At 61.4% G+C, this 24068-nt stretch carries 24 protein-coding genes; 15 read left to right on the forward strand and 9 right to left on the reverse strand.

Annotation, left to right across the window (positions count from 1 at the left end; translation table 11 throughout):
* Window positions 1-320: 320 nt before the first annotated feature.
* The 5 genes from A9K65_RS29640 to A9K65_RS29660 all read right to left on the reverse strand — a co-directional run bounded on the left by A9K65_RS29640 (window position 321) and on the right by A9K65_RS29660 (window position 2026).
* Window positions 321-548 (reverse strand): hypothetical protein, encoded by a 228-nt coding sequence (locus A9K65_RS29640; RefSeq protein WP_063170474.1) that lies wholly within the window; start codon window positions 546-548, stop codon window positions 321-323.
* Window positions 549-674: 126 nt separating this feature from the next.
* Window positions 675-1277, reverse strand: coding sequence for a hypothetical protein (locus A9K65_RS29645; protein ID WP_063170165.1), 603 nt, complete (start codon window positions 1275-1277; stop codon window positions 675-677).
* Between the two features lie 47 nt (window positions 1278-1324).
* Complete coding sequence (locus A9K65_RS29650) at window positions 1325-1540, reverse strand: hypothetical protein (RefSeq protein ID WP_063170164.1); 216 nt, start codon at window positions 1538-1540, stop codon at window positions 1325-1327.
* A 4-nt stretch (window positions 1541-1544) separates the two neighbouring features.
* The gene (locus A9K65_RS29655) at window positions 1545-1763 is read right to left on the reverse strand and encodes a hypothetical protein (protein WP_063170163.1); all 219 of its coding nucleotides are present in this window, start codon (window positions 1761-1763) and stop codon (window positions 1545-1547) included.
* On the reverse strand, window positions 1760-2026 hold the full coding sequence (locus A9K65_RS29660) for a hypothetical protein (RefSeq protein ID WP_063170162.1): 267 nt from the start codon (window positions 2024-2026) through the stop codon (window positions 1760-1762). The genes A9K65_RS29655 and A9K65_RS29660 overlap by 4 nt, the downstream gene beginning before the upstream one ends.
* 698 nt (window positions 2027-2724) lie before the next feature.
* Between A9K65_RS29660 and A9K65_RS29670 the strand changes: the two genes are divergently transcribed.
* On the forward strand, window positions 2725-3903 hold the full coding sequence (locus tag A9K65_RS29670; protein ID WP_063170161.1) for a zinc-dependent alcohol dehydrogenase: 1179 nt from the start codon (window positions 2725-2727) through the stop codon (window positions 3901-3903).
* Window positions 3904-4325: 422 nt separating this feature from the next.
* Here the strand turns inward: A9K65_RS29670 and A9K65_RS29675 are convergent, their stop codons facing one another.
* Window positions 4326-4706 carry a response regulator gene (locus A9K65_RS29675; protein WP_063170160.1) on the reverse strand — a complete coding sequence of 127 codons (381 nt, stop codon included), beginning with the start codon at window positions 4704-4706 and terminating at the stop codon, window positions 4326-4328.
* Window positions 4703-7813, reverse strand: a complete 3111-nt coding sequence (locus tag A9K65_RS29680; RefSeq protein WP_064993465.1) for a CheR family methyltransferase — start codon at window positions 7811-7813, stop codon at window positions 4703-4705. Before A9K65_RS29680 ends, A9K65_RS29675 begins: the two co-directional genes overlap by 4 nt.
* 271 nt (window positions 7814-8084) lie before the next feature.
* Between A9K65_RS29680 and A9K65_RS29685 the strand changes: the two genes are divergently transcribed.
* Window positions 8085-8741, forward strand: coding sequence for a response regulator (locus A9K65_RS29685; RefSeq protein WP_082826656.1), 657 nt, complete (start codon window positions 8085-8087; stop codon window positions 8739-8741).
* A gap of 102 nt (window positions 8742-8843) precedes the next feature.
* On the opposite strand, the gene A9K65_RS29690 is transcribed toward A9K65_RS29685, so the two are convergent.
* A complete protein-coding gene (locus A9K65_RS29690) occupies window positions 8844-9116 on the reverse strand; it encodes a hypothetical protein (RefSeq protein WP_063170158.1) in 273 nt (90 codons plus the stop codon).
* 205 nt (window positions 9117-9321) lie between these two features.
* Between A9K65_RS29690 and A9K65_RS29695 the strand changes: the two genes are divergently transcribed.
* The 9 genes from A9K65_RS29695 to A9K65_RS29735 all read left to right on the forward strand — a co-directional run bounded on the left by A9K65_RS29695 (window position 9322) and on the right by A9K65_RS29735 (window position 18545).
* A complete protein-coding gene (locus tag A9K65_RS29695) occupies window positions 9322-10428 on the forward strand; it encodes an SDR family NAD(P)-dependent oxidoreductase (RefSeq protein ID WP_024502367.1) in 1107 nt (368 codons plus the stop codon).
* On the forward strand, window positions 10425-11498 hold the full coding sequence (locus A9K65_RS29700; RefSeq protein WP_063170157.1) for an NAD-dependent epimerase/dehydratase family protein: 1074 nt from the start codon (window positions 10425-10427) through the stop codon (window positions 11496-11498). The genes A9K65_RS29695 and A9K65_RS29700 overlap by 4 nt, the downstream gene beginning before the upstream one ends.
* Window positions 11495-12787 (forward strand): TIGR04295 family B12-binding domain-containing radical SAM protein, encoded by a 1293-nt coding sequence (locus A9K65_RS29705; RefSeq protein ID WP_063170156.1) that lies wholly within the window; start codon window positions 11495-11497, stop codon window positions 12785-12787. Before A9K65_RS29700 ends, A9K65_RS29705 begins: the two co-directional genes overlap by 4 nt.
* Window positions 12772-13872 (forward strand): glycosyltransferase family 4 protein, encoded by a 1101-nt coding sequence (locus A9K65_RS29710; protein ID WP_063170155.1) that lies wholly within the window; start codon window positions 12772-12774, stop codon window positions 13870-13872. Before A9K65_RS29705 ends, A9K65_RS29710 begins: the two co-directional genes overlap by 16 nt.
* Window positions 13873-13874: 2 nt before the next feature.
* Window positions 13875-15005, forward strand: coding sequence for a glycosyltransferase (locus A9K65_RS29715; RefSeq protein ID WP_024502363.1), 1131 nt, complete (start codon window positions 13875-13877; stop codon window positions 15003-15005).
* Entirely contained in the window at window positions 15002-16096 is a 1095-nt protein-coding gene (locus tag A9K65_RS29720; protein ID WP_027164021.1) for a glycosyltransferase, read from the forward strand. Before A9K65_RS29715 ends, A9K65_RS29720 begins: the two co-directional genes overlap by 4 nt.
* Window positions 16093-17196: a glycosyltransferase gene (locus A9K65_RS29725; RefSeq protein ID WP_024502362.1), complete on the forward strand. Its 1104-nt coding sequence runs from the start codon at window positions 16093-16095 to the stop codon at window positions 17194-17196. The genes A9K65_RS29720 and A9K65_RS29725 overlap by 4 nt, the downstream gene beginning before the upstream one ends.
* A 23-nt stretch (window positions 17197-17219) precedes the next feature.
* The gene (locus A9K65_RS29730) at window positions 17220-18266 is read left to right on the forward strand and encodes a UDP-glucuronic acid decarboxylase family protein (RefSeq protein ID WP_064993470.1); all 1047 of its coding nucleotides are present in this window, start codon (window positions 17220-17222) and stop codon (window positions 18264-18266) included.
* A 93-nt stretch (window positions 18267-18359) separates the two neighbouring features.
* Window positions 18360-18545, forward strand: coding sequence for a hypothetical protein (locus A9K65_RS29735; protein ID WP_013533200.1), 186 nt, complete (start codon window positions 18360-18362; stop codon window positions 18543-18545).
* 10 nt (window positions 18546-18555) lie between these two features.
* Here A9K65_RS29735 and A9K65_RS29740 read toward each other — a convergent pair whose 3' ends face one another.
* The gene (locus A9K65_RS29740) at window positions 18556-20298 is read right to left on the reverse strand and encodes a hypothetical protein (RefSeq protein WP_064993469.1); all 1743 of its coding nucleotides are present in this window, start codon (window positions 20296-20298) and stop codon (window positions 18556-18558) included.
* 155 nt (window positions 20299-20453) lie between these two features.
* Between A9K65_RS29740 and A9K65_RS29745 the strand changes: the two genes are divergently transcribed.
* The 4 genes from A9K65_RS29745 to A9K65_RS29760 are packed head-to-tail and all read left to right on the forward strand — an operon-like array spanning window position 20454 to window position 24068.
* Window positions 20454-21557, forward strand: coding sequence for a myo-inositol-1-phosphate synthase (locus A9K65_RS29745; RefSeq protein ID WP_013533202.1), 1104 nt, complete (start codon window positions 20454-20456; stop codon window positions 21555-21557).
* Window positions 21554-22150 (forward strand): histidine phosphatase family protein, encoded by a 597-nt coding sequence (locus tag A9K65_RS29750; protein ID WP_013533203.1) that lies wholly within the window; start codon window positions 21554-21556, stop codon window positions 22148-22150. The genes A9K65_RS29745 and A9K65_RS29750 overlap by 4 nt, the downstream gene beginning before the upstream one ends.
* Before the next feature lie 14 nt (window positions 22151-22164).
* Window positions 22165-23265, forward strand: coding sequence for a glycosyltransferase (locus tag A9K65_RS29755; protein ID WP_063170150.1), 1101 nt, complete (start codon window positions 22165-22167; stop codon window positions 23263-23265).
* Window positions 23265-24068 (forward strand): sugar phosphate nucleotidyltransferase, encoded by an 804-nt coding sequence (locus A9K65_RS29760; RefSeq protein ID WP_024502357.1) that lies wholly within the window; start codon window positions 23265-23267, stop codon window positions 24066-24068. The genes A9K65_RS29755 and A9K65_RS29760 overlap by 1 nt, the downstream gene beginning before the upstream one ends.

Consider the following 24068-nt stretch of genomic DNA (forward strand, 5'->3'; position numbering starts at 1 on the left):
AGCCCATCCGGCGGGGCGGCTGCAGGGCATGTGGACGCGACAGATCTCAGCCGGCCACCGCAACTCAAGCGGAACAAAGGATCGCGTGCGGAATTAGGAGCACAAGGAGGCGGCGGAGCCGACTTCAATTCCGTCCTGATCATCACGTCGACGTGAATGGACTGCTGGCACGGAGAATCCCGCAATGCCTCGTCTCATATCCTGGATAGTGATCGTGGCAGTCGTGATCGTCGCGGCTTGGCTGTGGTTCGGCGGCCATAGAGCAAGCAACGATGGCGGCAGCCAACCCGCGCCTCACGCGATAGACCAGAACGGGTAGGTCAATCCTGATCGGCCGGGCTGCGAGGGGCCACGATCCTGTATTCGTGGATCAGGCCGAAAACCTGATTTCTCACCGTCTCGCGCGCTTCGGGCTGGATGAAAGGCATTAGCCGGTCGACGCTTTCAACGAGTTCCGGCGGCAGGTCCGCCACCGCATCCGTGAGTTCGCTGGCATGTTCATACATGTTGTCCGTCAGCTTTTTGTCGAGGTCGGAAAGGATGCTCATCATCACGCTCCATGTCTGTCCTCTCCCGTTCTGTTAATGACCAGTCCGGCAGAGATGTTCCGCGCGAGACGGCGCTCAGACCGCTGAGTACTTGTGGTCAAGGAAGCATCGTTTCAGACCGCCCCATCACCGCAACGTCGTGTGGCCCGGGTCGCGTCGCCTGGCTTTCGGCGGGATCAGCCTCCCGGCATTGGCCCGTAAGCCCCTGACGAATTCCTCCACATACGGAAGCAACTCGAAAAGTACGATCACGGCCATCACGCAGACGATATAGATCAGTGGCAACTGCTGCGATTTCCAGACGATATCGAAGCGCGCGGTTTCCGGCCCCGCCCCGAACAACGCAAGAAACTGCGTCCAATGGAGGGAGACGACGCTGACCAGGCCCATCAGCGGGATCATTTCCAGAAAGCTGTGCACATGCTGTTCGATCGGCGTTACCCTGCGCGCCGTGGTTGCATAGCGTACATCCCACATCGCCGTCGCCTCGTGGATGAAGAAGGTGACGATCATGACAGCGATGACCAAGGCATTCACCTCGAGGAACATGGCTGCCAGCAACGGCACGCCTACTTCGGCGAACATCAGAAGATGGATCAAGGATTCCTTGGCGCCCGTGGTCGACTCGATATGTGAGGCGCGGTGGCAAAGCCAGTCTGCAAAGCCAGCGACAAGCCAGACGGGAAGCAGAAAGTACATAAGGATCAGCACGGTGGGACCTGACAGCATAAACGCGTCTGGCTTGGTTCGAGGTCTACTCAGAGACGAGCTGTCGATCACTGCCCAGGCATTTCGGTGTTTTCCTTGGGATTCTTCTGGACGCCCGCGGCTGGTGAGGTATCCGCCGGGGCGTTGCCACCCTGGTTCTGTTCAGGCGCGCGTTTCAGCGGCGAGGTCTGCCAGCCCATATCAATGTAGAAAAAGCCGACGACGAAACCGACAATGATGACTGCGGCTATCACCAGCGAGATTATCGCGTTGCGTCGCTCCATAGGCCTAGCCGCCACTTGGCTTGGGAGATGCAGGCTGGGCTGGCTGCGTACCTTGCTGATCGCCGCCGGTGCTGGTCTGCGGTGTCGGGTTGGTGTCCGTCGTGGGATTCTTGTCGACCGGTTGGCTGTTCGTGGTATCCGTCTTGGACTTGGCTGGATCGGCATTGTCATTACACGCCGCCAAGGCGAGCAATGCGGCCGACATCAAAAGCACTGCCCTCATGCTGATTTCTCCTGGCTGAGTTCGGGCGAAGCCGCCTGCCAATGACCTATCCGGTCGAACCGCACCGACAGCCCTTGTTTGACGGCGCTTCTGGCCAGCAGATGGTCCAGTTCGGCGTCCTCGATCGGGCTTCGTACGACCTGGCGGATGGCCTTACAGGCGAGTTCGGTCGAGACGAAATCATATCTCCTGCTCCTGGCGACAACATATTGTTCGACCAGCATCTTTACGCGCCTGAGCGCGATTTCTTCCGCGAATTGCATTTTGTTCCTCCTGCACGCCGAACTGCTGAACGGGTACGTTGTTCCAAAGATTTAAAACATGGCGCCCTGCCCATAGAAAGCCCGCGCTGCCGCGAGGGCGCGCGGGCTGATCAGGCTGAGGGAACCCGACCGTGCAGCATCAAACAAGGGGAGCGATGACGCTGCACGGCTACCGAACTCGCACAAACTTGAGTTGTTCCACCGCCATCATGAGTTGTTCACAGTCGAATGTGCCCAGAACAAAATCGCTTTTCATGGCCGGCATAAAGCCGCCCATTCAATCCTATCCGTACGGAACAATCAGCCTCGATGGTGGTTCGGCCGAAGCGAAATTCGGAGGACGTTATGACGAATGAAAAGTTGGCCGTGGTGAGGGCAAGGTCGGCACCGATGAGAAGGACAATCCCACCGATGTAGTCATAGCCGGTTACGAGGCGAGATGGCCGGCGAGGAACAAGTCATCAGCAGTTGGAGAACAAGCTGCAGGTCGCCGCGGCGCATGTGATGCCGGCAGGCACGCTGGCTGAACAGCACCGCAAGATGGCCGAGCCGGGTTCCGCATCCAAAGACTGAACAATCGGGCATCACGGCAGCAACTCCTATGTGTTGACCTGTATATCGACGGATTGCTGCAGACGCTCAGACGGTGCCTTTTACACGATTTGCCTTCCAACCTTCTTCCAACAAGGAGCAACCTCATGAAAGCGCTCACATGGCACGGCAAAGGCGACATCCGATGCGACCAGGTGGCTGATCCCGCTATAGAGGATGATCGCGACGTCATCATCAAGGTCATCTGCTGCGCCATATGCGGCTCGGACCTGCATCTGATGAACGGATATATGCCGACCATGGAATCGGGCGACGTGCTTGGACACGAGACCATGGGCGAGGTCGTGGAAGTCGGCCGCGGCCATTCGAAATTCAGGAAGGGTGACCGCATCGTGGTGCCGTTCAACATCTCATGCGGCGAATGCTGGTTTTGCCAGAAGGGGCTGTTCTCGCTTTGCGACAGGTCCAATCCCAATGCCAAACAGGCCGCCGAAGTGATGGGACAATCCCCGGCGGGCCTGTTCGGCTATTCGCATCTGGTCGGCGGCTATTGGGGAGGGCAAGCCGAATATCTGCGAGTCCCTTTCGCCGATGTCGGTCCGATAAAGGTGCCCGAAGGAATGGACGACGAACAGGTGCTGTTCCTCTCAGACATCTTCCCGACTGGCTACATGGCGGCTGAAAATGCCGGCATCGAGCCAGGCGATACCGTCGCTATCTGGGGCTGCGGTCCGGTCGGCCAGTTCGCCATCCAAAGCGCATGGATGCTCGGCGCCGGCCGCGTTATTGCCATAGACAAGGTGCCGGAGCGGCTGGCGATGGCTCGCGAGCACGGCAAGGCCGAGACGCTCGACTTCAGCAACTCCGATATTTACGACGCCTTGATGGCGATGACCGATGGCCGCGGTCCTGATCGCTGCATCGACTGTGTCGGTACCGAGTCGGATCCCGGCGCCAGTGCCGACGCCATGCTCGACAAGGTCAAGGCCGCCGTCTACCTCGGCACCGACAGGCCGCATGTACTGCGCGAAGCAATCTACTCCTGCCGCAAAGGCGGCACCATCTCGGTGCCCGGCGTCTATATCGGTCTCGTCGATCATATTCCGTTCGGCGCCGCCATGAACAAGGGCCTGACCTTCCGGATGGGTCAGACCCATACTCAGCGTTACCTCGAACCGCTCCTGGACATAGTCCAGAAGGGCGACATCGATCCCTCCTTCGTGATCACGCACCGGGCGGATCTCGGAGCCGGGCCGGATCTCTACAAGACGTTCCGTGACAAGCAGGATGGCTGCATCAAGGTGGTGATGCGGCCGCATGGTTGAGGTGTCGGGCTCTCGCACCAGGTCTGCCCTGAGTAAGTCGGCGGCCGTGGATCGCAATGGACCCGTTGGCACCTGGAACCTTCGATCGCGGCGACGGTTTGACCTGCAGACTTCACAGCGGCGGGACTACCGTGCCCCACCCGATGCAAAGAAAGGTGCTGCCATGAGCAATGAGAGTTCCACATCGAAACCCAGCGTCCGGTCTCCGAACGCCGATGGTCTGCCGCACCCGAGACGGGACGCCAGTGACACGGATGCCGGTGGCAAGCCGGAGACGCCGAAAACCGCAGGCACATCCCGGCCGTCGACCGCGCCGCTTGACAATCCGGTTGCCAATCACAACGCCGGGCGGCCGCGTCAGGCGAGCACCCCGCCTCGGCCGACGGACAAGCCCCTGGACTGATCGAAACCGCCTGTTGAAATCACGACGAGTGCGTGTCGGGACGAAGCAATGCCAGGTCGGCCAGGGTGTTGAGAAGGGCAGCGTCGCCTGCCGGCTTTGGCACGAATTTGCAGCTTCGGAAGGGTTGGGGAACATCACGCGGCCCAAATCCGGTCATGAAGGCGAAGGGGACGCCGCGAGCCAGCAATGTTTCGGCTACGGGCAGACTCGTTTCACCGTTCAATTGAATGTCGAGCAGCGCCACGTCGACTTTGCCTGCATCGATAAGTTGACGAGCCGCGGCGACCGACGAGACCGGGCCGATCACGGGATAACCCGCCGCACGCAGGCGAGACGCGACGTCTTCGGCGATCAGCCATTCGTCCTCGACCACCAGAACGCGCGGCCTGTCGTCGCTCACGGCGCCTCCTTGTGGTTTGCTGGAAACGCGATCTGGACGCTGAGGCCGTCCTTGTGGAACGCGGTCTCGACATGGCCGCCGAGCCTGTAACCAATTTCTCCCTGCAGCAGTGTCAGGCCAAAACCATTGTCCAAGGGCGCCTTGACAACAGGGCCGTCCTTTTCGCGCCAGCCAAATGTGAAACTGTCCTCCTCGATCGACCATTGCACACTGACCTTGCCGTCGGTTTTTGACAAAGCGCCGTACTTGGCCGCGTTGGTGGCCAGTTCATGAATGGCCATGCTGAGGGAAAGCCCCTGTTGCGGACCTAGTTTGACATCCTCGCCATCGAGTTCGATCCGCTCGATGCCGAATGGTTCGAGCTCCTGCTGGAGCAGTTCCCTGACCGAGGCTTCCTTCCATCTCTCCCGGGTCAGCAGGCCGTAGGCCCGCGACATGGCATGCAGGCGACCGATCAGCGCATCCGCGAACTCCTCCTTCGTATCAGAACTTTCCCGCGTGCGGCTTGCAATGCTGGCGATCACCGCAAGCATATTCTTGACCCGGTGGTTGAGTTCAGAGATGAGCACCTGCTGATGCTCTTCCGCCTGTGCCAGAGTGGTGACATCGACAAGTGTCACCACCACGCCCTGGATCCTGTTGCCCTTGTCGCGATAGGGATTGATGCGGACCATGTGGAACAGGCCCCTGGCATCGCGTGCCAGATGGTGATTCAGGATCTCGCCTGTCTCGAAAACCTTGTCGATGTGCTGCTTCAGCTCGGGGTAGTCGAGCTGGCTAGACAGATCCGTCAGCGGCCGGCCGACATCGGAGGGACGCAGGCTGAAGAAGGATGACGCCGCCGGCGTGAAGGTACGGACCACAAGGCTGCGGTCGAGGAAAATGGTCGCGATGTCGGTGCTTTCGAACAGGTTGCGCAGATCGCCGTTGACGTGGTCGAGCTCCTCTATCTTGGCCGTCAACTCGGCGTTGATCGTGTTGAGCTCCTCGTTGAGCGACTGCATCTCCTCCTTCGAGGCTTCGAGTTCCTCATTGGTGGACTGCGCCTCCTCATTGACGGAGACGAGTTCCTCGTTCGACGATTTGACCTCCTCCAGCGCGGTCTCGTATTCCTCGATCGTCGATTGCAGGCGCTCCCTGGTGTCGCGCAGCTCCCGCTCGAGATCGGCGGTGCTGTCACTGTCACGGCCGCCGCCGTCTTCCTCTGAGCGGGCCTGGGTCGGCCCCGACGGTTCGAACAGGACGAGATAAAGCGGCTCGCCATTGCCACGTTCGGTGAGCGGTTCGATCGTGAGCTTGATCGGCTGGACCCGTTCGTCGTCTTCCTCTACGATGAGGTTTTCCCGCACCACTGTGCGGCGCGTCGTCGTCGCTTCCCGCAACGCGGCGCGGAGGTCCAGTCGCAGCCCACGCCTAGCCATCGTCAGCAACTGCCGGCTGGGAATCCCTTGCGGCGCTTCGAGATATCTGCCGGTCCTGGCCGAATAATAGACGACATCGCCCTCGGCGTTGACCAGGACATGCGGCGGAGCGAAGCGCTCCAGCACCTGCGCCTCGACAGCCTGGCGCAGCGGATAACCGGCGGCTCCCTTCCTTAAGCCGGCGCTTTCAGAGGGAAAGACGCCGGAACGGCTCTCACCGATCAAGGCGGGCAGCCTGATATGCGGCGAGGCATGCTCGCGCGCCTGGAAGAGACGATGTTTCTTGTCGACAGTGGCAAACAGATTGTCGTGCTGCCCAACGCTTTCGGAGGTGCCGAGGAACAGGTAACCGCCGGGCTTCAATGCATAGTGAAAGACAGGGATGACACGGCTCTGGATGCTCGGGCCGAAATAGATCAGCAGATTGCGGCAGGAGACCAGATCCATGCGCGAGAAAGGCGGATCGCGAATGACGCTGTGCGGCGAGAAGATGCACAGTTCCCGTATCTCGTTGCTAATGACATAGCTCTCTCCGTCGCCGTTGAAGAACCGCTGTCGGCGTTCGGGTGAAAGCCCTTGCAGCAAGGCTTCGGGATAGCGTGCCGCCCGGGCCACCGCCAGCGCAGGCTCGTCGATGTCGGTGGCAAATATCTGGACGCGCGGAACGACCGTAAGCTTCTCCATGTGTTCGCGCAGCAGGATGCCGATAGAGAACACCTCCTCGCCCGTGGCGCATCCGGGAACCCAGACCCTGACGGTGTCGCTGGCGGTCTTGCCTTCGAACAACTGCGGTATGATCTTTCGCTCGAGCAACTCGAAGGCATCGGGGTCGCGAAAGAAGTTGGTGACATTGATCAGCAGATCGCGAAAAAGGTTCATCACCTCGCGAGCATCTTTCTTCAGCCAGTCTATATAGGCGCTGATGGAATGGACCTGGGCGATCTGCATGCGTCGCTTCACGCGGCGCAGAAATGTCTTGGTCTTGTAGCCCGAGAAGTCGTGGCCGGAGTGGCTGCGCAGAATGGCGTATATCTGTTCTCGCACCTTATCGATGTCGGCCGTATCGTCGCCATCTTCTTCCGCCAGCCCTTCCAGCGTGTCGAAGCCGCGGGCGAAAGCCTCCAGCTTCGCCCCGATCTCCTCGGCGGGCACAGCGACGTCGACGAGCCCGCTGGCAATAGCGCTCTGTGGCATATCGGGATTGCGCGGCCCGTAGCCGTCGTGCGCTTGCGCGACAGTGAGGCCACCCCGCTCCTTGATCGCCTTGGCGCCCAGCGTTCCATCGGAATCACCGCCCGACAGAATGACGCCCACGGCATATTCGCCCTGGTCTTCAGCGAGCGCACTAAAGAAGATGTCGACGGGTTTGCGCTCTTGGGTAAGCCCGTTGGGCCGCCGCAGGCGCAGCACACCGTTGGCGATCGCCAGAGTGACGTTTTGTGGCATCACGTAGACGTGGTCAGGTACAACAGCTATGCCATCCTCGGCCACAACGACAGGCATCTCGGTGTAGCGGCTGACAACTTCATGCAACAGACTTTCTCGCTTCGGGCTGAGATGCGTGATGATGATGAACGCCATGCCGGGCTGGCTGGTAACGCCTTTGAACAAGCCTTCCATCGCGGGAATGCCACCCGCGGACGCGCCGATGCCAACGATGGGAAATCTAGTCGATCGGGCAGTCACGGCATGTCCCCCTTTCGCCGACCCGACATGAAGTCTCCTCAAGGCCGGATCGAACAGGACACAACCATATAGCGCGCAAGAGGTATGGAACAAGACGTCAGGGATGACGTTGAACCCGATATCAATGGTGGTTCAATGACGAAACGCTCTGCTGACATAAAACTCCGAGCGCCAGTGGTGTCAGGGGCGCCTGGATCGCTAGCAGATTCCGATGCGGGGCCCGTCCCGGATCGCATGCTGATGCTTGCGAAGCGGTTGCAGGCGGCCTTGGATGACAGAATTCGGAAAGCAAATCCTCTGCATTCTAACCTCCGTTGCAAGAAAGGATGACGACGTGCGCGACCTGCGGGGGCTGCATATTCTGATAGTTGAAGACGAATGGACGATGGCGGGAGATCTTGCGCGGTTTTTCAGCAATATGGGCGCCATAATCCTTGGTCCCGCTGCAACCGTCGAACAGGCTTCCAAACACACCGGGACGGCCGAAGCTGCAATCCTCGACGTCAATCTCAATGGCCGACGCGTGTTTCCAATCGCCGATGAGTTGATGCGCCGGGGTGTCCCCTTCGTGTTCTTCAGTGGCGATGACGACATCGCCATTCCCGACCATCTCCGCTATGCCAGCAATCTGCGGAAATCCTCGGGCAGCCAGGCGGTGTTCAACGCACTCTTTCCCCCGCAGGAATCGGGGCGGGCGCCCCCCGGACCGGACCCGTCCGACGACGTCTTCGCGCTTTTGCCCAAACTGCGACTTGCGGCGCGCCTTTTGCTGGGAGACGTCGACGCATCGGATCGGCTCGTCGAGAGGACGCTCGAGCAAGCGATCCGGGATGTCGACCGCAGACAGCCTGGTCAATCCACTGAAAACTGGCTCAACGGCATCATGCGAGAGATGGCGAAAACCCGCGGCGCAAACCTGATGCATTAATTTTACCCTCCCTCTCAGGCTGAAGTGCTAAGCCGCGGGGCCGTCATTGTTGACCACATCTCGACAACTGGGCCGTACAGATCAGCCGCTTGGCTTGCGTCATCAGCCCTTCTGATCGCGCTCGACGAATTTGTTGAAACGGCTGGCTTTCCCCTCCCCAGTCTTGGCCTGATACAGAAAGGCCAGATCGTTCTCGTCGAATATCCGGAAGAACTCGTCCCATTCGATGGGCTCGAATGCTTCCTCAGGCTCACCGAAGTCGATCCGCAGGATGCCGCCCTCGCCTTTTGTGCGCACCACTGCCGGCCGGCCGTCCCGCTCCTCGGCCCACTTGCGAATTTCGTCGTGGTCGGTGGTCGTTTGCGACTGAGACATTGAAATCTCCTTTGATCGGCGTTGCTCCATGGGACACGCGGGCTGTCGGGCGTCCTAACAGCACAAGGGCGTCAATGTTCCAGCACCGCGCCGTGATCGCGATGCCGGCCCAACGAAGTCCGCCAAAGGAACTTTGTTGAAGCAAGGGAACAAACCTTTTGCCGAAAAGTTCGGGGCGCCGAGGTTACTTGTCTGAGGAGTCGTCGTGAAACGCATATTGGTTACAGGAGGCTGCGGCTTCATCGGCCGGCATGTCGCACAGGAACTCGTCGAGCAGGATTATTCGGTTCGCATCCTCGATGCGCTGCTGGAGCAGGTGCATGCGGGCGAAGCCGTCGCGCTTCCCGCCGGGACCGAACTGATCAAAGGTGATGTCCGAGACCGGGAGGCGGTCGCCAGTGCGCTGGAAGGTGTTGACGCGGTCATTCATCTGGCGGCGGAAGTCGGCGTCGGACAATCGATGTACGAGATCGCGCGCTATGTCGGCGCCAATGATCTCGGCACCGCAACGCTACTTGAAGCACTGATCAAGCACCCGGTCGAACGGATCGTCGTCGCCTCGTCGATGAGCGTCTATGGCGAAGGGCTCTATGCAACGCCAGACGGCCGGCGCATCGACAATGCCCGGCGCAAGGCGAGCGACATCAAAAGCGGGCAATGGAATCCGCTGTCGCCAGAGGGAGCCCCCCTCTCGCCGCTGCCGACGGACGAAGAAAAGCCGGTCGATCTCGCCTCAATCTATGCGCTGACAAAATACGCACAAGAACGCGCTGTGCTGATCTTCGGCGAAGCCTATGGCATCGATGCTGTCGCGTTGCGCCTGTTCAATGTCTTCGGCGCCGGCCAGGCATTGTCGAACCCCTATACCGGCGTGCTGGCCAACTTCGCTTCGCGTCTCGCCAACGGCCAACGGCCAATGATCTTCGAGGATGGCGAACAGAAGCGCGATTTCGTCCATGTGCATGACGTCGCCCGCGCCTTTCGCCTTGCACTGCAGCAACGCCAGGCAAAGGGTCATGTCATCAACATCGGCAGCGGCCGAGCCTACGCGATCAGCGAAGTCGCACGATTGCTGGCCGAGGCCATGGGGACACCGAACCGCTCGCCCGAACTGCTCGGCAAAGCGCGCTCCGGCGATATCCGCAACTGCTTCGCCGATATTTCCAAGGCCCGTGAGCTGCTCGGTTTCGAGCCGGTGCGGCAACTGGAGAATTCGCTCGGCGATTTCGTTTCCTGGGTGCGTAACACGTCCGCCGTCGACCGCGGCGCCGACATGAAACGCGAGCTCGAAGAACGCGGGCTGGTGTCATGAACACACGCAATCGAAGCGACGCGCCGGTCGCCATCGTCGGCGGCAGCGGCTTCATAGGATCGAACCTCGCCGACAGCCTGTTGTCGGATGGCGAACCGGTGCTGGTGATCGACAATCTCAGCCGTCCGGGCGTCCAGCAGAACCTTGAATGGCTGGCGCAAAAACACGCCAGTCGCCTCACGGTGGAGACCATCGACGTGCGGGACGCCAACGCCTTGGCGCCGGCTCTGACGGGTTCAAAGGCAATTTTCCATCTGGCCGCGCAAACCGCCGTCACCACAAGCCTGGTCCAGCCGGGCGAGGATTTCGACATCAACCTTCGCGGAACATTCAACGTACTGGAGGCGGCGCGACTGAGCGGTGAGTGTATTCCTGTTGTCTTCGCCAGCACCAACAAGGTCTATGGCAGCCTGCCCGACGTCGCGGTCCGCGAGGACGGCGACCGCTATGTGCCTTGCGACAGCGTCATCCAGGCGAACGGCATCGATGAGGCTCGGGGCCTGGACTTCTGCACGCCCTACGGTTGCTCCAAGGGCGCGGCGGACCAGTATGTGCTCGACTACGCCAAATCCTACGGCATGCCGACGGCGGTGCTGCGGATGAGCTGCATCTATGGACCGCGCCAGTTCGGAACCGAGGACCAGGGCTGGGTCGCGCACTTCCTGCTCAGCGCGCTGACGGGACGCCCCATCACCATTTACGGTGACGGCAGGCAAGTGCGCGATATCCTACATGTTTCCGATGCCGTCGCCGCCTACAGGGCCGTACTCGACCACATCGAGACGACCAAAGGCCAGGCATTCAATCTTGGCGGCGGCCCGGAAAATGCGCTCAGCCTGCGCACGCTGTTGAGCGAGATCCGTGGCCTGACCGGCCATGAGCTTTCAATCCGCCATGATGGCGAACGCACCGGCGACCAGCCCTTCTTCGTCGCCGACACCCGCAAGATCAAAACCGCGCTTGGCTGGATGGCCCAGGTTTCATGGCGCGAAGGCGTCCGCGACCTAGCCGACTGGCTGCAGCGCCACCGGCTCGAGCCTCACCCCGAAGCCGTGAGGTACGTCGCATGAAAATCGCTCTGGTAAACCCATTCTGGACCTACGACGACAGCATCTATTTCGGCTGCCGCCAACCACATCTGCCGCTGGAACTCGGCTATTCGAAGGCCCTGCTCGAAGCCGCCGGACATGAGGTGCTGATGCTGGATGGTCAGTTGCAGAAGCTCGACAATTCCGGTCTTTGCGAGCGGGTGGCCGATTTCGCCCCGGCAATGACTGTCGTCAGTACCGCGCCGACCTATCTGTTCTGGCGCTGCGCACCGCCGGAATTGCGCGTGCCGGCCGATTTCCTCAACCTTCTCGCCGGGCGCGGTGGACGCACGGTCGCCGTCGGGCCGCACGGCTCGGCCACGCCGGCGCCAACCTTGCGCAAGCTCGGCGTCGACATCGTCGTGCGCGGCGAATGCGAAGAAGTCGTCGAGCAACTTGCCCGGCGCGACGATTGGAGCGCAGTGCCCTCAACCGCTTATCTGCGGGATGCCAGGGTGGTTTCGAACGGCGGCGTCCACGCCAGCTCGTTTGTCGATCATCCACCCCTCGAATGGCCTGCGGACTGGATCGCAGCCCATTCGCACCACCATCACAGGTTCGATGACAATCAGGTCGGGTTCGGCGCGGAAGTCGAGGCATCGCGCGGCTGTCCCTACAATTGCAGCTTCTGCGCCAAGATCGATTTCCGTGATGCCTATCGCCGTCGAAACCACGAAGCGGTGGTCGCGGAGATCGATCGGCTGATTGCCCAAGGTGTCGGCTACATCTACTTCATCGACGAAATCTTCCTGCCGCAAAAAGCGTTGCTGGAAGCCTTGGTCGATCGCAATGTGAAATTCGGCGTGCAGACCCGCATCGATCTGTGGAAGCCCGAGCTGCTGGAATTGCTGGGCGCCGCAGGCTGCGTCTCCATTGAAGCAGGGCTCGAAAGCCTGACGGTTGAAGGCCGGGCGATGCTGGCCAAGCGCTGCCGGCTGGGCACCGAGGAACTTGCCGCGCTGCTCGTCGATGCTAGACGTCACGTTCCATTCGTTCAAGCCAATCTGATCGGCGTGGTCGAGGATGATCCCGCCCTGGTCGAGCGCTGGCGAACCCACCTGATCGACCACGGCGTATGGGCCAATGAACCTGTTCCGCTTTATCCGTATCCGAGTTCGCCCAGCTATCGCGAGCTTTGGGGCGAACCCGACGACCTTGCCTGGGAGCGCGCCCATGACCACTATCTCGCATCCTTCCAGAAATTCAGTGACATCCAGGAGAAGCGGCCCCGGCCGCTGGCGGAACTGGAGGCGACATGTTGCGGACACTGACGCCGCGCTCGTGGCGCATCCTGATGACCGTCGATGCCGTGGGCGGCGTATGGCGCTATGCGCTTGATCTGGCAAGGGAACTTGTGAACGGCGGCGACAGCGTGGTGCTTGCCGGGCTCGGTCCCCAGCCGACGAGGCAGCAGGCTGCGGAGGCAGAGGCTTTCACCACGCTGATCTGGTTGAACACGCCGCCGGATTGGATGACCCACAACGGCGGCGACCTGGATGCGCTACCGCGAGAATTGCTTGCGCCCATGCGCGACCACGCCATCGACCTAGTCCATTTCAACGCGCCGACGCAGGCGGCGGGATTCGATGCGCCGTGCCCAGCCGTGGCGGTCTCCCATTCCTGCGTGACGACATGGTTCCACGCCGTCAGGAAACAGGCAGTGGATGGCGCGTGGGCCTGGCAGAAGGAGCGCAACAGGCGTGGCTTCAATCGGGCCGACGCAGTCATCGTGCCGAGCCGCAGCCACGCCGACATGCTTGAGACCTGCTACGGCCCGATCGCGCGTCTGAGTGTGGTGGGAAATAGTGCCAGTCCGGTGCCGAAGGCCGAAAAGCGCCAACCGCTCGTCTTCGCCGCTGCCCGCTGGTGGGACGAGGGGAAGAATGCGGCGGTGATCGACCAGGCCGCGTCGCTGACGCGATGGCCCGTCTTTGCCGCCGGTTCGATGCACGGTCCGAACGGCGGGCGTACCAGCTTCAGCTATGCTGTTCCTCTGGGAGCACTGCCGTCTCACGAGGTGCGCTCCTTGATGGCGCGCGCCGGCATTTTCGTGTCGCCGTCGATCTATGAGCCATTCGGTCTGGCCGCGCTGGAAGCTGCCATGTCGGCGACGCCCCTGGTGCTTTCCGACATCGCAACCTATCGCGAACTATGGGACGGGGCTGCGATGTTCTTTGACGCGCGCAATCCGCACGACCTCGCTGCCGGCCTCAATCGTCTTTCCAGCGATGCCGAACTCAGGCGAGAGCTCGGCCAGGCAGCGATGCGACGGAGCCGCCGGTTTACACTGGCCAGGCAAGCGGCAGCCATGCGAGGCGTCTACGACAAGGCGGCCCTGGCTATGGCGGGGCGTTGACCATGCGCTTTTTGTTCTACACCCACTCGGTCGTATCCGACTGGAACCACGGCAATGCCCATTTCCTGCGCGGTATCATGCGGGATCTGATCGCGCGCCAGCACCAGGCAGTCGCGCTGGAGCCGTCCGACGGCTGGAGCCGTTCGAACCTGTTGGCCGAGAAGGGATCCTTCGCCATCGAACGCTTCCGCAAGGATTTCCCAGAGTTGATGCCGGTGACCTACAATGCCGGGTTCGATCACGAGGCCTGGATCGCCGAGGCCGACGTTGTGATCGTTCATGAGTGGACGGATCCGGAGCTTGTCGCACGCATCGGCCGTGCCCGGGCCGCTGGCGGCAACTTCATCCTTCTGTTTCATGACACCCATCACCGGGCCGTATCGGCGACCGAGGCAATCTCGGCGCTACGGTTGGAGCACTATGACGGCGTCCTCGCCTTTGGCGAGACCTTGCGCGAGAGCTATCTGCGCGCCGGCTGGGGCAAGCGCGTCTTCACCTGGCATGAAGCCGCGGACGATCGCCTGTTCAAGCCGCACCCAGAGATCCATCCCATGTCCGATCTGGTCTGGATTGGAAACTGGGGCGACGATGAGCGGACTGCCGAACTCAAGGAATTTCTGATCGAGCCAGTACACGATCTCGGTCTCGAGGCCACTGTTCACGGCGTACGCTACCCCAAGCCCGCACTTGCGGACCTGGCCGCCGCCGGACTGCGCTATGATGGATGGATCGCCAATGCCGATGTGCCGAAGGCGTTCGCCGCGCATCGTGTCACCGTTCACATCCCACGGCGCCCCTATCGTGAGGGATTGCCTGGAATTCCGACGATCCGGATGTTCGAGGCGCTCGCCTGCGGCATTCCGCTGATTTCAGCGCCCTGGTCCGATGTCGAGCAGTTGTTCAGGCCCGGCGTCGACTTCCTGTTTGCGGAGAACGGCTCTCAGATGCGCCAACACTTGCGGGCGGTATTGGCCGATGCGGATTTCGCGGCTTCCCTGGTGACTTCGGGCCTCGAGACCATTCGCTCCCGGCATACCTGCCAGCACCGCGTTGACGAGCTGTTCCGCGTGCTCACGGCATGCACGACCGAACATACCATCAACAACACCACCGCAAAGGAAGCCGCCGCATGAAGATGGCATTCTACGGATCGAGTCTTTTGTCGTCCTACTGGAACGGTGCCGCAACTTACTATCGCGGGTTGCTGAAGGCGCTTTCCCAATTGGGCTACGAAATCACCTTCTATGAACCCGACGTCTACGACCGGCAGAAGAATCGCGACATCGAGGCGCCTGACTGGTGCACTGTCGTCGTTTATGAAGCGACCCAGCACGCGCTGATGCAGGTCGCGGCACGTGCCGCCAGCGCCGACATCGTCGTCAAGGCGAGTGGCGTCGGTTTCGAGGATGAGGCGCTGCTGCGCGCCGTTCTCGACCACGCCCGCAGCGACGCGCTGGTGGTATTCTGGGACGTGGACGCTCCGGCAACCCTTGCCCAGTTGCGCGACGAACCGGACCATCCGCTCCATAGCGCCCTGCAAGAAATCGACCTTGTGCTGACCTATGGAGGCGGCGACCCCGTGGTATGGGCCTACCGTGCCATGGGGGCGAACGAATGCGTGCCGATCTACAATGCGCTCGATCCCCAAACGCATTATCCGGTCACCAGCAATGCGCGTTTCGCTTGCGATCTGGCGTTCCTTGGCAACAGGCTGCCGGATCGTGAGGCACGGGTCGAAGCGTTTTTCCTCGATCCCGCATGCCAGCTGCCGAAACAGCGTTTTCTGCTCGGTGGATCGGGCTGGGGGGACAAGCCGCTTCCCGCCAATGTCGGCTGGCTCGGTCACGTCGGCACCCGCGATCACAATGCCTTCAACGTCACACCCAAGGCGGTTCTGAACATCAGCCGCGACAGCATGGCCGTAAACGGTTTTTCACCGGCCACGCGTGTCTTCGAGGCGGCCGGCGCCGGCGCCTGCCTCATCACCGATGCGTGGCTGGGCGTGGAACTGTTCCTGAAACCAGGCGAGGAGATCCTGGTGGCGCGCGACGGCGGCGATGTCGCCGAGATCATGTGCTCGCTGACCTCCAGTCGGGCAAAGGCAATCGGCCAGGCCGCACTTTGCCGCGTGCTGGCCGATCACACCTACGCGTTGCGGGCGGAGGTGGCCGATGCAGTCTTCAAACGTCACTTCGAGCAGGGGACCGTGGAGGCAGCGGAATGACCAAGCAATTGGACATCGTCTTTCTTGGCCTGTCGCTGTCCTCGTCCTGGGGAAACGGCCACGCCACGACGTTTCGAGGCCTGCTGAAAGGTCTGCACGAACTCGGCCACCGCGTGACCTTTCTGGAGCGCGAGGTGCCGTGGTACGCAAACCACCGCGATCTGCGCGATCCGGATTTCTGCGCCTTGCGCTACTACGAAACCACTGCGGAGTTGCAACGCGACTACGCCCGGTGCCTGGAGCAGGCCGACATCGTCGTCATCGGCTCGTTTGTGCCGGAAGGGCGCGTGGTCATCGACATCGTCGCTTCACTTTGCAAAGGGCGCTTCTGCTTTTACGACATCGACACGCCGGTGACCGTGGCGCAGCTTTCAGCCGACGATTGCGATTATCTGAGCTGGCGGCAGATTCCTTACTTCGACGTCTACTTCTCGTTCACCGGCGGGCCGATGCTTGGCCGTCTGGTGGAGGACTTCGGCGCGCGCCGCGCCGAACCGCTCTACTGCTCGGTCGACCCGGAACGGCACCACCGGACCGGCGATCCGATCCGCTGGGATCTCGGCTATCTCGGCACCTACAGTGCCGACCGGCAGGCAACGCTGAACGCGCTGCTGCTCGAGCCCGCACGGCATATGCGGGACCGGCGTTTCGTCGTGGCCGGTTCGCAATACCCATCCGACATCATCTGGCCGGACAATGTCGAACGTATCGAACATCTGCCGCCCGCCGATCATGCCGCGTTCTACAACCGTCAGCGCTACACGCTGAACGTCACACGCAGTTCCATGATCGCCGCGGGATGGTCGCCCAGTGTGCGCCTGTTCGAAGCGGCGGCTTGCGGCACGCCCATCATCAGCGATCGCTGGCCAGGGCTCGACAGCTTCTTTCCCGCTTCCGCGATCCACACCGCCGGGGAAACGGACGATGTCGTCGAGATCCTCTTCGGCGAGTCCGAGCGCACACGCCTCGCCATGGCCCGCCGGGCCCGCGAACGTGTCCTCGCATCCCACACCGGTGCGGCCAGGGCCCGCGAATTCGTGGCGGCGTTGACACAGCCAAGGGCGGCGGCCCTCGATTTCGACATCGGAAGCGCAGCATGACCAGCAGACGGGAGAAAACGGCGATGCGACAAACACGAAACGCGCGAAGGGCAAAGGCAGTGCTTGTTGCCGGCGGTGCGGGATTCCTCGGTTCGCATCTTTGCGAAGCATTGCTCCGCAACGGCTGGCGCGTGATCTGCGCCGACAATTTTCTGACTGGGCGCATGGAGAACATCATCTCGATCATGGACCATCCGGGTTTCCGGTTGATCGAGCAGGATATCTGCCGGCCATTGGATCTCGGCGAGCCCGTGGAGCGTATCTTCAACCTGGCATGCGCTGCCTCGCCGCCGCGTTACCAGGCCGACCCTATCCACACCACGCGAACCTGCGTGATTGGAACGCTCAACCTGCTCGAACTCGCTGTCCGATATGACGCGCGGCTGCTACAGGCCTCGACGAGCGAAGTGTATGGCGATCCGGAACAGCATCCCCAGAGGGAGGATTATGTCGGCCATGTGAACTGCACCGGTCCGCGCGCCTGCTACGATGAGGGCAAACGTACCGCCGAAACGCTTTGCTTCGACTATCTGAGAGCCGGCAAAGCCGACGTGCGCGTCGCGCGCATCTTCAACACCTACGGTCCGAGAATGGATCCGGCGGACGGCCGCATCGTCTCGAACCTGATCATGCAGGCGCTCGAGAAACGTCCCCTGACGATCTTCGGCGACGGCTTGCAGACGCGATCCTTCTGCTATGTCTCCGATCAGATCGATGGATTGAGGCGCCTGATGGATATCGATCCCAATCCAGGCAAGCCGGTCAATCTGGGCAATCCCGGAGAATTCACCATCGTGCGACTGGCTGCGTTGGTGAAGGCGATGACGGGTACCAAATCGGATCTGAAATTTCTACCGCTGCCGCAAGACGATCCTCGGCGCAGGCAGCCCGATATTTCGCGTGCAAAAGCGCTGCTCGGCTGGACGCCGAAGGTGCCCCTCAACGAAGGGCTCAAGCTGACGATCGATTATTTCGCAGCTCTCGAAGGCAGCCGCATCGGCGATCAGATGACAGGCTTTGCCAAAAGAGCAAGGCCCGCACCCGGAGGGCTGCAGAACCTTCCGGCGTGATGCGAGATGGCGCCGAACCTTTCCCGAGATCGTGCGGAACATCCGCCCAGGCTTGTGGTTTGGCAGGAGGACCCGATATGGAGGATCACCCTCATGCAACCCAAGCGCCCCTCGAGGGATATCGACCAGATGGCCGAACGCGAGACCGCTGCCTATCTGCGGCGCGCCTCGATTACCTATCTCGAGTGCTGCGTCAGCCTGATGATGACGCATCTGCAGCGCGAGGAAGTGGCCACTATTCTCGAGCAGGAAGCAGACATGCTGCGAAGGCTGGACTGATCGGAAACGATCATATCCGGCATTCGTCCAGGAACCGTATCAGCGGCATCCTATATCGGTCTGCCATCTCGGCCAGCCTTGTTTTTTCCCCACCGTTTTCGGATTGCGCAGCCGTGCTCCAGAGCCCGAGTTGGAATGCCAAATAGCATGGTTCGAAAAAGCCGATGTGGTCATGGTCGATGGCAAGTTCCATTCCCTCGACCAAGGTCCTCACATCGCTGTCGGACAGTCCATACTCGACGCGGGCGCCGGCAATGTCCCACTCAATCGGTTGGCAGCCGATCAAATCATGTGCCCGGCAGTGGTCAACAGCATCTGTCTTGAGCACCGTGCCATCTGCACGAACGAGAAACTCCCACGGTTGAAGCTTTCCGTCGATTTCGACGCGCTGCAGCACATGCGCGGAGGTCCGTTTCGAGAGCCAACCGCGCAACGTCGCTGCGCGTTTCTCATCCAAGGCTTCCGACGCATTGGAAACAGCCATCTCCGCGAGAGCAAGTAATGATGCACCCGGTTCGCAAGTTCGAAGATTGAGCGAACGCCAGGTCAGGTAGTTTGTGAGCTCCGCGATCAGTTTTTCCCTGGGCAGCGGCGCCTGATCCATCGTGCTGCCATCAATCCACCGTTCAACCAGAAAGCCATGGCAAAGCGCGACAACTTGCGATCCGAACCCGGCTTCATGCAACATCGCCGCGGCTCGTTTCTTGCGGAGTCCGGTTTCGCCGAGGCCGGCGAATTTGACGAGCCAGCGGTCACGCCCTGCGGACGCCAGGAATTTACGCCGCTCGGTACCGCGTGGGCTCGGCGGCCAGCGTCCTTCGTCGGCATAGTGGGCGGCCCGCCACTCGCCACCAGATAGTTCGGTCAGGTTTAATTCCGGCCTGCCGACCGCCTCGGCCACCCAATCGCGCAGCGTGGGAATTTTCGAGCTTTCGGAGAAGGTGCATTCAAACGCCGTCGCCACATGTTTCGGACAGCGCGACCACGTTTCCCGAGCCTCCGGCGACGCTTCGCTGCCCGGGCCGCCTGAATGGCTGGGAAACAGGTGAATGCGGTCCGTATCGACATCCAGTTCACGCAGCCAAACGACAACGGCATGCATCGAACTGCCGGACAGGCCGGGACCCTCGTCGACAACGGCGAAACGCGCCGATGGATTGTTCTTCCAGGCGGTGATCGACCGCGGATCGGCGTTGATGTGCCTGTGGAAGGGATGGCCGATCGGACGAACGCTGAATGGCGCCGGCGCGCCAATCGAGGCCGCCACCATAGCTGCGAGCCCAAGGCCAATGCTGCGGACACCGATTACGCATGTGTTCGCATCGAGCCCCGACTTCTGCGCCGCGTCCAAATAGCTTTCGGGATAAAGCGCATAATGCGCATAACCCTCGGCGGAGCCGGTCAGAACCTCGGCCTGACAGTCGAGCCCGGCCAGCAGCTTGAGAAGTCCCGGATCGATGCCACCGCCAACGTTGAAACCGCTTCGCCACGACTTCGCTACCTCTGCCGCAAGTCCGACCAGCAGCCTGGCGCCTTGCTGTTGCCGTGGCGAAAAAATGTCGATGCCGCAGGTTCCGAAATCGAGGTCGGCAAGCGCCTGAACCAGCTCCGACACGCTGATGAACAGTCCGACCAATGCAGCATGGCGTCGGATGCCATGAGACATCCGATCAAGTCTTACGGCCATTTCGCCTGCTGCTTCGCGAAGTTGTTGTGCGTCCTGCGTCCGCTTGTGGTCGCCGTAGACGATCATCGATCGGTTTCCAATGCTTGCCGTGCGGGAACGCATCGGATGCGGCTTCGATCCATGCTGTCTCGCGTAATTTTTCGATGGGTGGAGGAACATTCCGGCAAGCTGATGGTTCGGCGCCAGGAACTTACCTTTGAACAACATAGGGTGGCGGTTTCGTGGGATCGAAAAAGGTTCGTGTTGGTATCGTTGGGGTCGGCAATTGCGCATCCTCCCTGGTGCAGGGCCTCTCGTTCTATCGTCACGCTAAAAGCAACGAACCAATCCCTGGGCTGATGCATGCCGATCTCGGCGGTTACCACGTCGACGACATCGAGATTGTCTGCGCATTCGATGTCGCCAAGAGCAAGGTTGGCCTTGACGTCGCGGAAGCGATCTACGCCGCCCCCAACAACACGTTCCGCTTTGCCGACGCCATGACAACCGGCGTTCGCGTCGAGCGCGGACCGACGCTGGACGGGATCGGCAAATATTTGCGCGACGAGATTGAAGAAGCTCCCGAGCCGGTTGCCAATGTCACCGAGATCCTGCGTGACAGCAGCGCTGACGTGCTGGTTTCCTACCTGCCGGTGGGTTCCGAGGAGGCGACCTGCTTCTATGCCGAATGCGCACTCGAGGCCGGCTGCGCCTTCGTCAATTGCATACCGGTCTTTATCGCCTCACGTCCGGAATGGCGACGGCGCTTTGAGCAGCGCGGGCTGCCGCTGGTCGGCGACGACATCAAGAGCCAGGTCGGCGCGACCATCGTGCATCGGTTGCTAGCCAATCTCTTCCGTGAACGCGGCGTACGCATCGACCGCACCTATCAACTGAATTTCGGCGGCAACACCGATTTTCTCAACATGCTGGAACGCGAGCGGCTGGAATCGAAGAAAATCTCCAAGACACAGTCCGTGGCCAGCCAGTTCGATGTTCCCCTGGAGCCGGGCAACATCCATGTCGGCCCGAGCGACCATGTGCCTTGGCTCACCGATCGCAAGTGGGCCTATATAAGGGTCGAAGGCACGACCTTCGGCGGCGTGCCGCTCAATGCCGAGCTCAAGCTGGAGGTCTGGGATTCGCCCAACTCGGCCGGCGTGGTGATCGATGCGGTACGCTGCGCCAAGCTGGCGCTCGATCGCGGCATAGCCGGCGCGCTGACCGGTCCCTGCAGCTATTTCATGAAGTCGCCTCCCGAACAGTTCACCGACGCCGAAGCGCGGCAGCGCACGCTCGCTTTTATCGCAGGCAAGGACGAGCCTTTGCTCGATGCCGCAGAATGACGACGACCTTCTTTCTGATCCGCCATGCGGCACACGAAAATGTCGGCTCCTATCTGGCAGGCCGTATGGACGGCGTTTGCCTCGGCGATGCCGGTAAGGCGCAGGCAACGCAGCTTGGCTGCCGCATGGCCCGGGAGCCCATCGTCGCGATCTTGTGCAGCCCGCGCGAGCGTACCCGAGAGACGGCGCTGCCAGTTGCGCTCGCCTGCGGTGTCGGAGAAATCGCGATCTGCGCCGAACTTGACGAGATCGACTTCGGCGACTGGTCGGGAAAGACTTTCGATGAGCTGAATGGCGACGCCAGCTGGCGAGCCTGGAATGATCAGCGGCAAGTGGCAAGGACACCGAGTGGCGAGACCATGCACGATGTCCAGCAGCGCGTCGTCGCGGTGATGAATGCTGTCCACGAGCAGCATCCGAATCAGTGTGTCGCCCTCGTCAGCCACGCCGATGTGATCAAGGCCGCCGTCTGCAAGGTCCTTGGCTTGCCGGCCGGCGACTGCTTTCGCTTCGACATCGATCCCGCTTCGATCACGACGATCGTGTCGGGGGACTGGGGGGCGAAGCTGATCCGATTGAACGAAGTTGCCTGACGAGGATTTGCCGGATGCAGATGGTCATTTTCGGTCTTACCGTCACGTCTTCATGGGGCAACGGCCATGCCACCTTATGGAGGGGACTGATCCGAGCCCTCGCCCGGCGCGGCTGGTCCGTTACCTTCTTCGAACGCGACACACCCTACTATGCCGGAGCGCGCGATCTTGATCGCCTGGACGGCGGCAACGTCGTGCTCTACCCGGACTGGGAGGACATCCGCCGGGTCGCGGAGCAAACAGTCAAGCAATCGGATGTCGTTATCGTCACCTCTTATTGTCCCGACGCCGTGGACGCCTCGCGGCTGGCGCAGCAGGCAGGCCGCGGACTGCGTGTGTTCTACGATCTGGACACGCCGGTCACGCTTGCCCGCATCGAACAAGGTGAGCGTCCACCCTATTTCGGCCCTGAGGGTCTTGCCGATTTCGACCTCGTCCTGAGTTACACCGGCGGCTCGGCGGTCGACGCGCTGAAGACGGTTCTGGGTGCGCGCCATGTGGTGCCGCTCTATGGGCACGTCGATCCCGACCAACACCGGCCGGCAGAGAAGCGGGCCGAATTCGCCGGTGATCTGTCCTATCTCGGGACCTACGCGGCGGATCGCCAGGCCGGCGTCGAAAAGCTTCTGGTCCGCACCGCCGCGCGTCTACCGGATCAACGCTTCATCATCGGCGGCGCACAGTATCCGCAGGAATTCCCGTGGGGCGACAACATCTTCTTCGTCAGGCATCTGCCACCGGCCGATCATCCGGCGTTTTTCTCATCCTCCCGACTGACGCTGAATGTCACCCGCGAGGCGATGGTGCAAAAAGGCTGGTGTCCTTCGGGCCGGTTGTTCGAAGCGGCGGCATGCGGGGTGCCGATCATAACCGACACCTGGCCTGGCCTGAGCAGCTTCTTCGAACCCGGCAGCGAGATCCTGCTGGCCCACGACACCGATGACGTGGTCGCGGCGCTCGCCTTGCCGGCAGATGAACTCGATGCCATCAAAACCCGTGCGCGCGAACGGGTTCTGGACGAACACACTTCTGCCCGGCGCGCGGCGGAGCTGGACCACATTCTAAACGACGCCTTTCAAAGATCTCCCCGCGAACCGATGATGGAAGCAGTCTGATGTTGGGCATTGTGCCCGCTGCCGGGCGCGGCAGCCGCATTCAACCGCTCGGCTTCTCGAAAGAGCTGCTGCCGGTAGGCAGTCGGATCGATGGACAGACGGAGCGTCCCTGCGCGGTGAGCGAGTACCTGGTGCGGCGGATGGTGCGCGCCGGCGTCGACAAGATCTGTTTCATCATCGGATCGGGCAAATCCGACATTCTCGAATATTACGCCGCCGGCTATGGTGACGCTGCCGCTCTGTTCGTGGTGCAGCCCAACCCTGTTGGACTTTGCGATGCGATTTTTCGGGCAGCGCCTCTCGTCGCGCCCGACGAGACGGTTTTGATTGGTTTGCCCGATACGATCTGGTTCCCCGAGGACGGCTTCTCCTGCCTGCCGGATAGTTCCCTATCGTTTCTGCTCTTCCCGGTGGACCGCCCGGAATTTTTCGATGCCGTGGTTCTCGACGAGGGAGATCGGGTGAAAGAAATTCAGGTCAAGCGGCAAGACGCTGCCACGAACTGGATCTGGGGGGCGTTCAAGATGCCGGGCCGGATCTTGCACCAACTCGCTGCACTCTGGCGTGAACGGGACCGGCGTGACGAATATATCGGCACCCTGATCAATGCCTATCTGGCTGCCGGCGGTGAAGCCTACGGTGTCAGGGCCGGAGTCTCCTACGTCGATGTCGGCACCTTCAACGGCTATCGCACGGCTCTTCGGCTGCTCGAAGAGGGCGTCGCATCCGAACAACGCCAAACCGCCATGCTTGTGGGTGGAGCACACCCGCATGTGCCTGTCGTTCCCGGCGAAGGAGCCTGA

The sequence above is a fragment of the Mesorhizobium sp. WSM1497 genome (genome assembly GCF_001672455.2).
Taxonomy (GTDB): Bacteria; Pseudomonadota; Alphaproteobacteria; order Rhizobiales; family Rhizobiaceae; genus Mesorhizobium; species Mesorhizobium ciceri.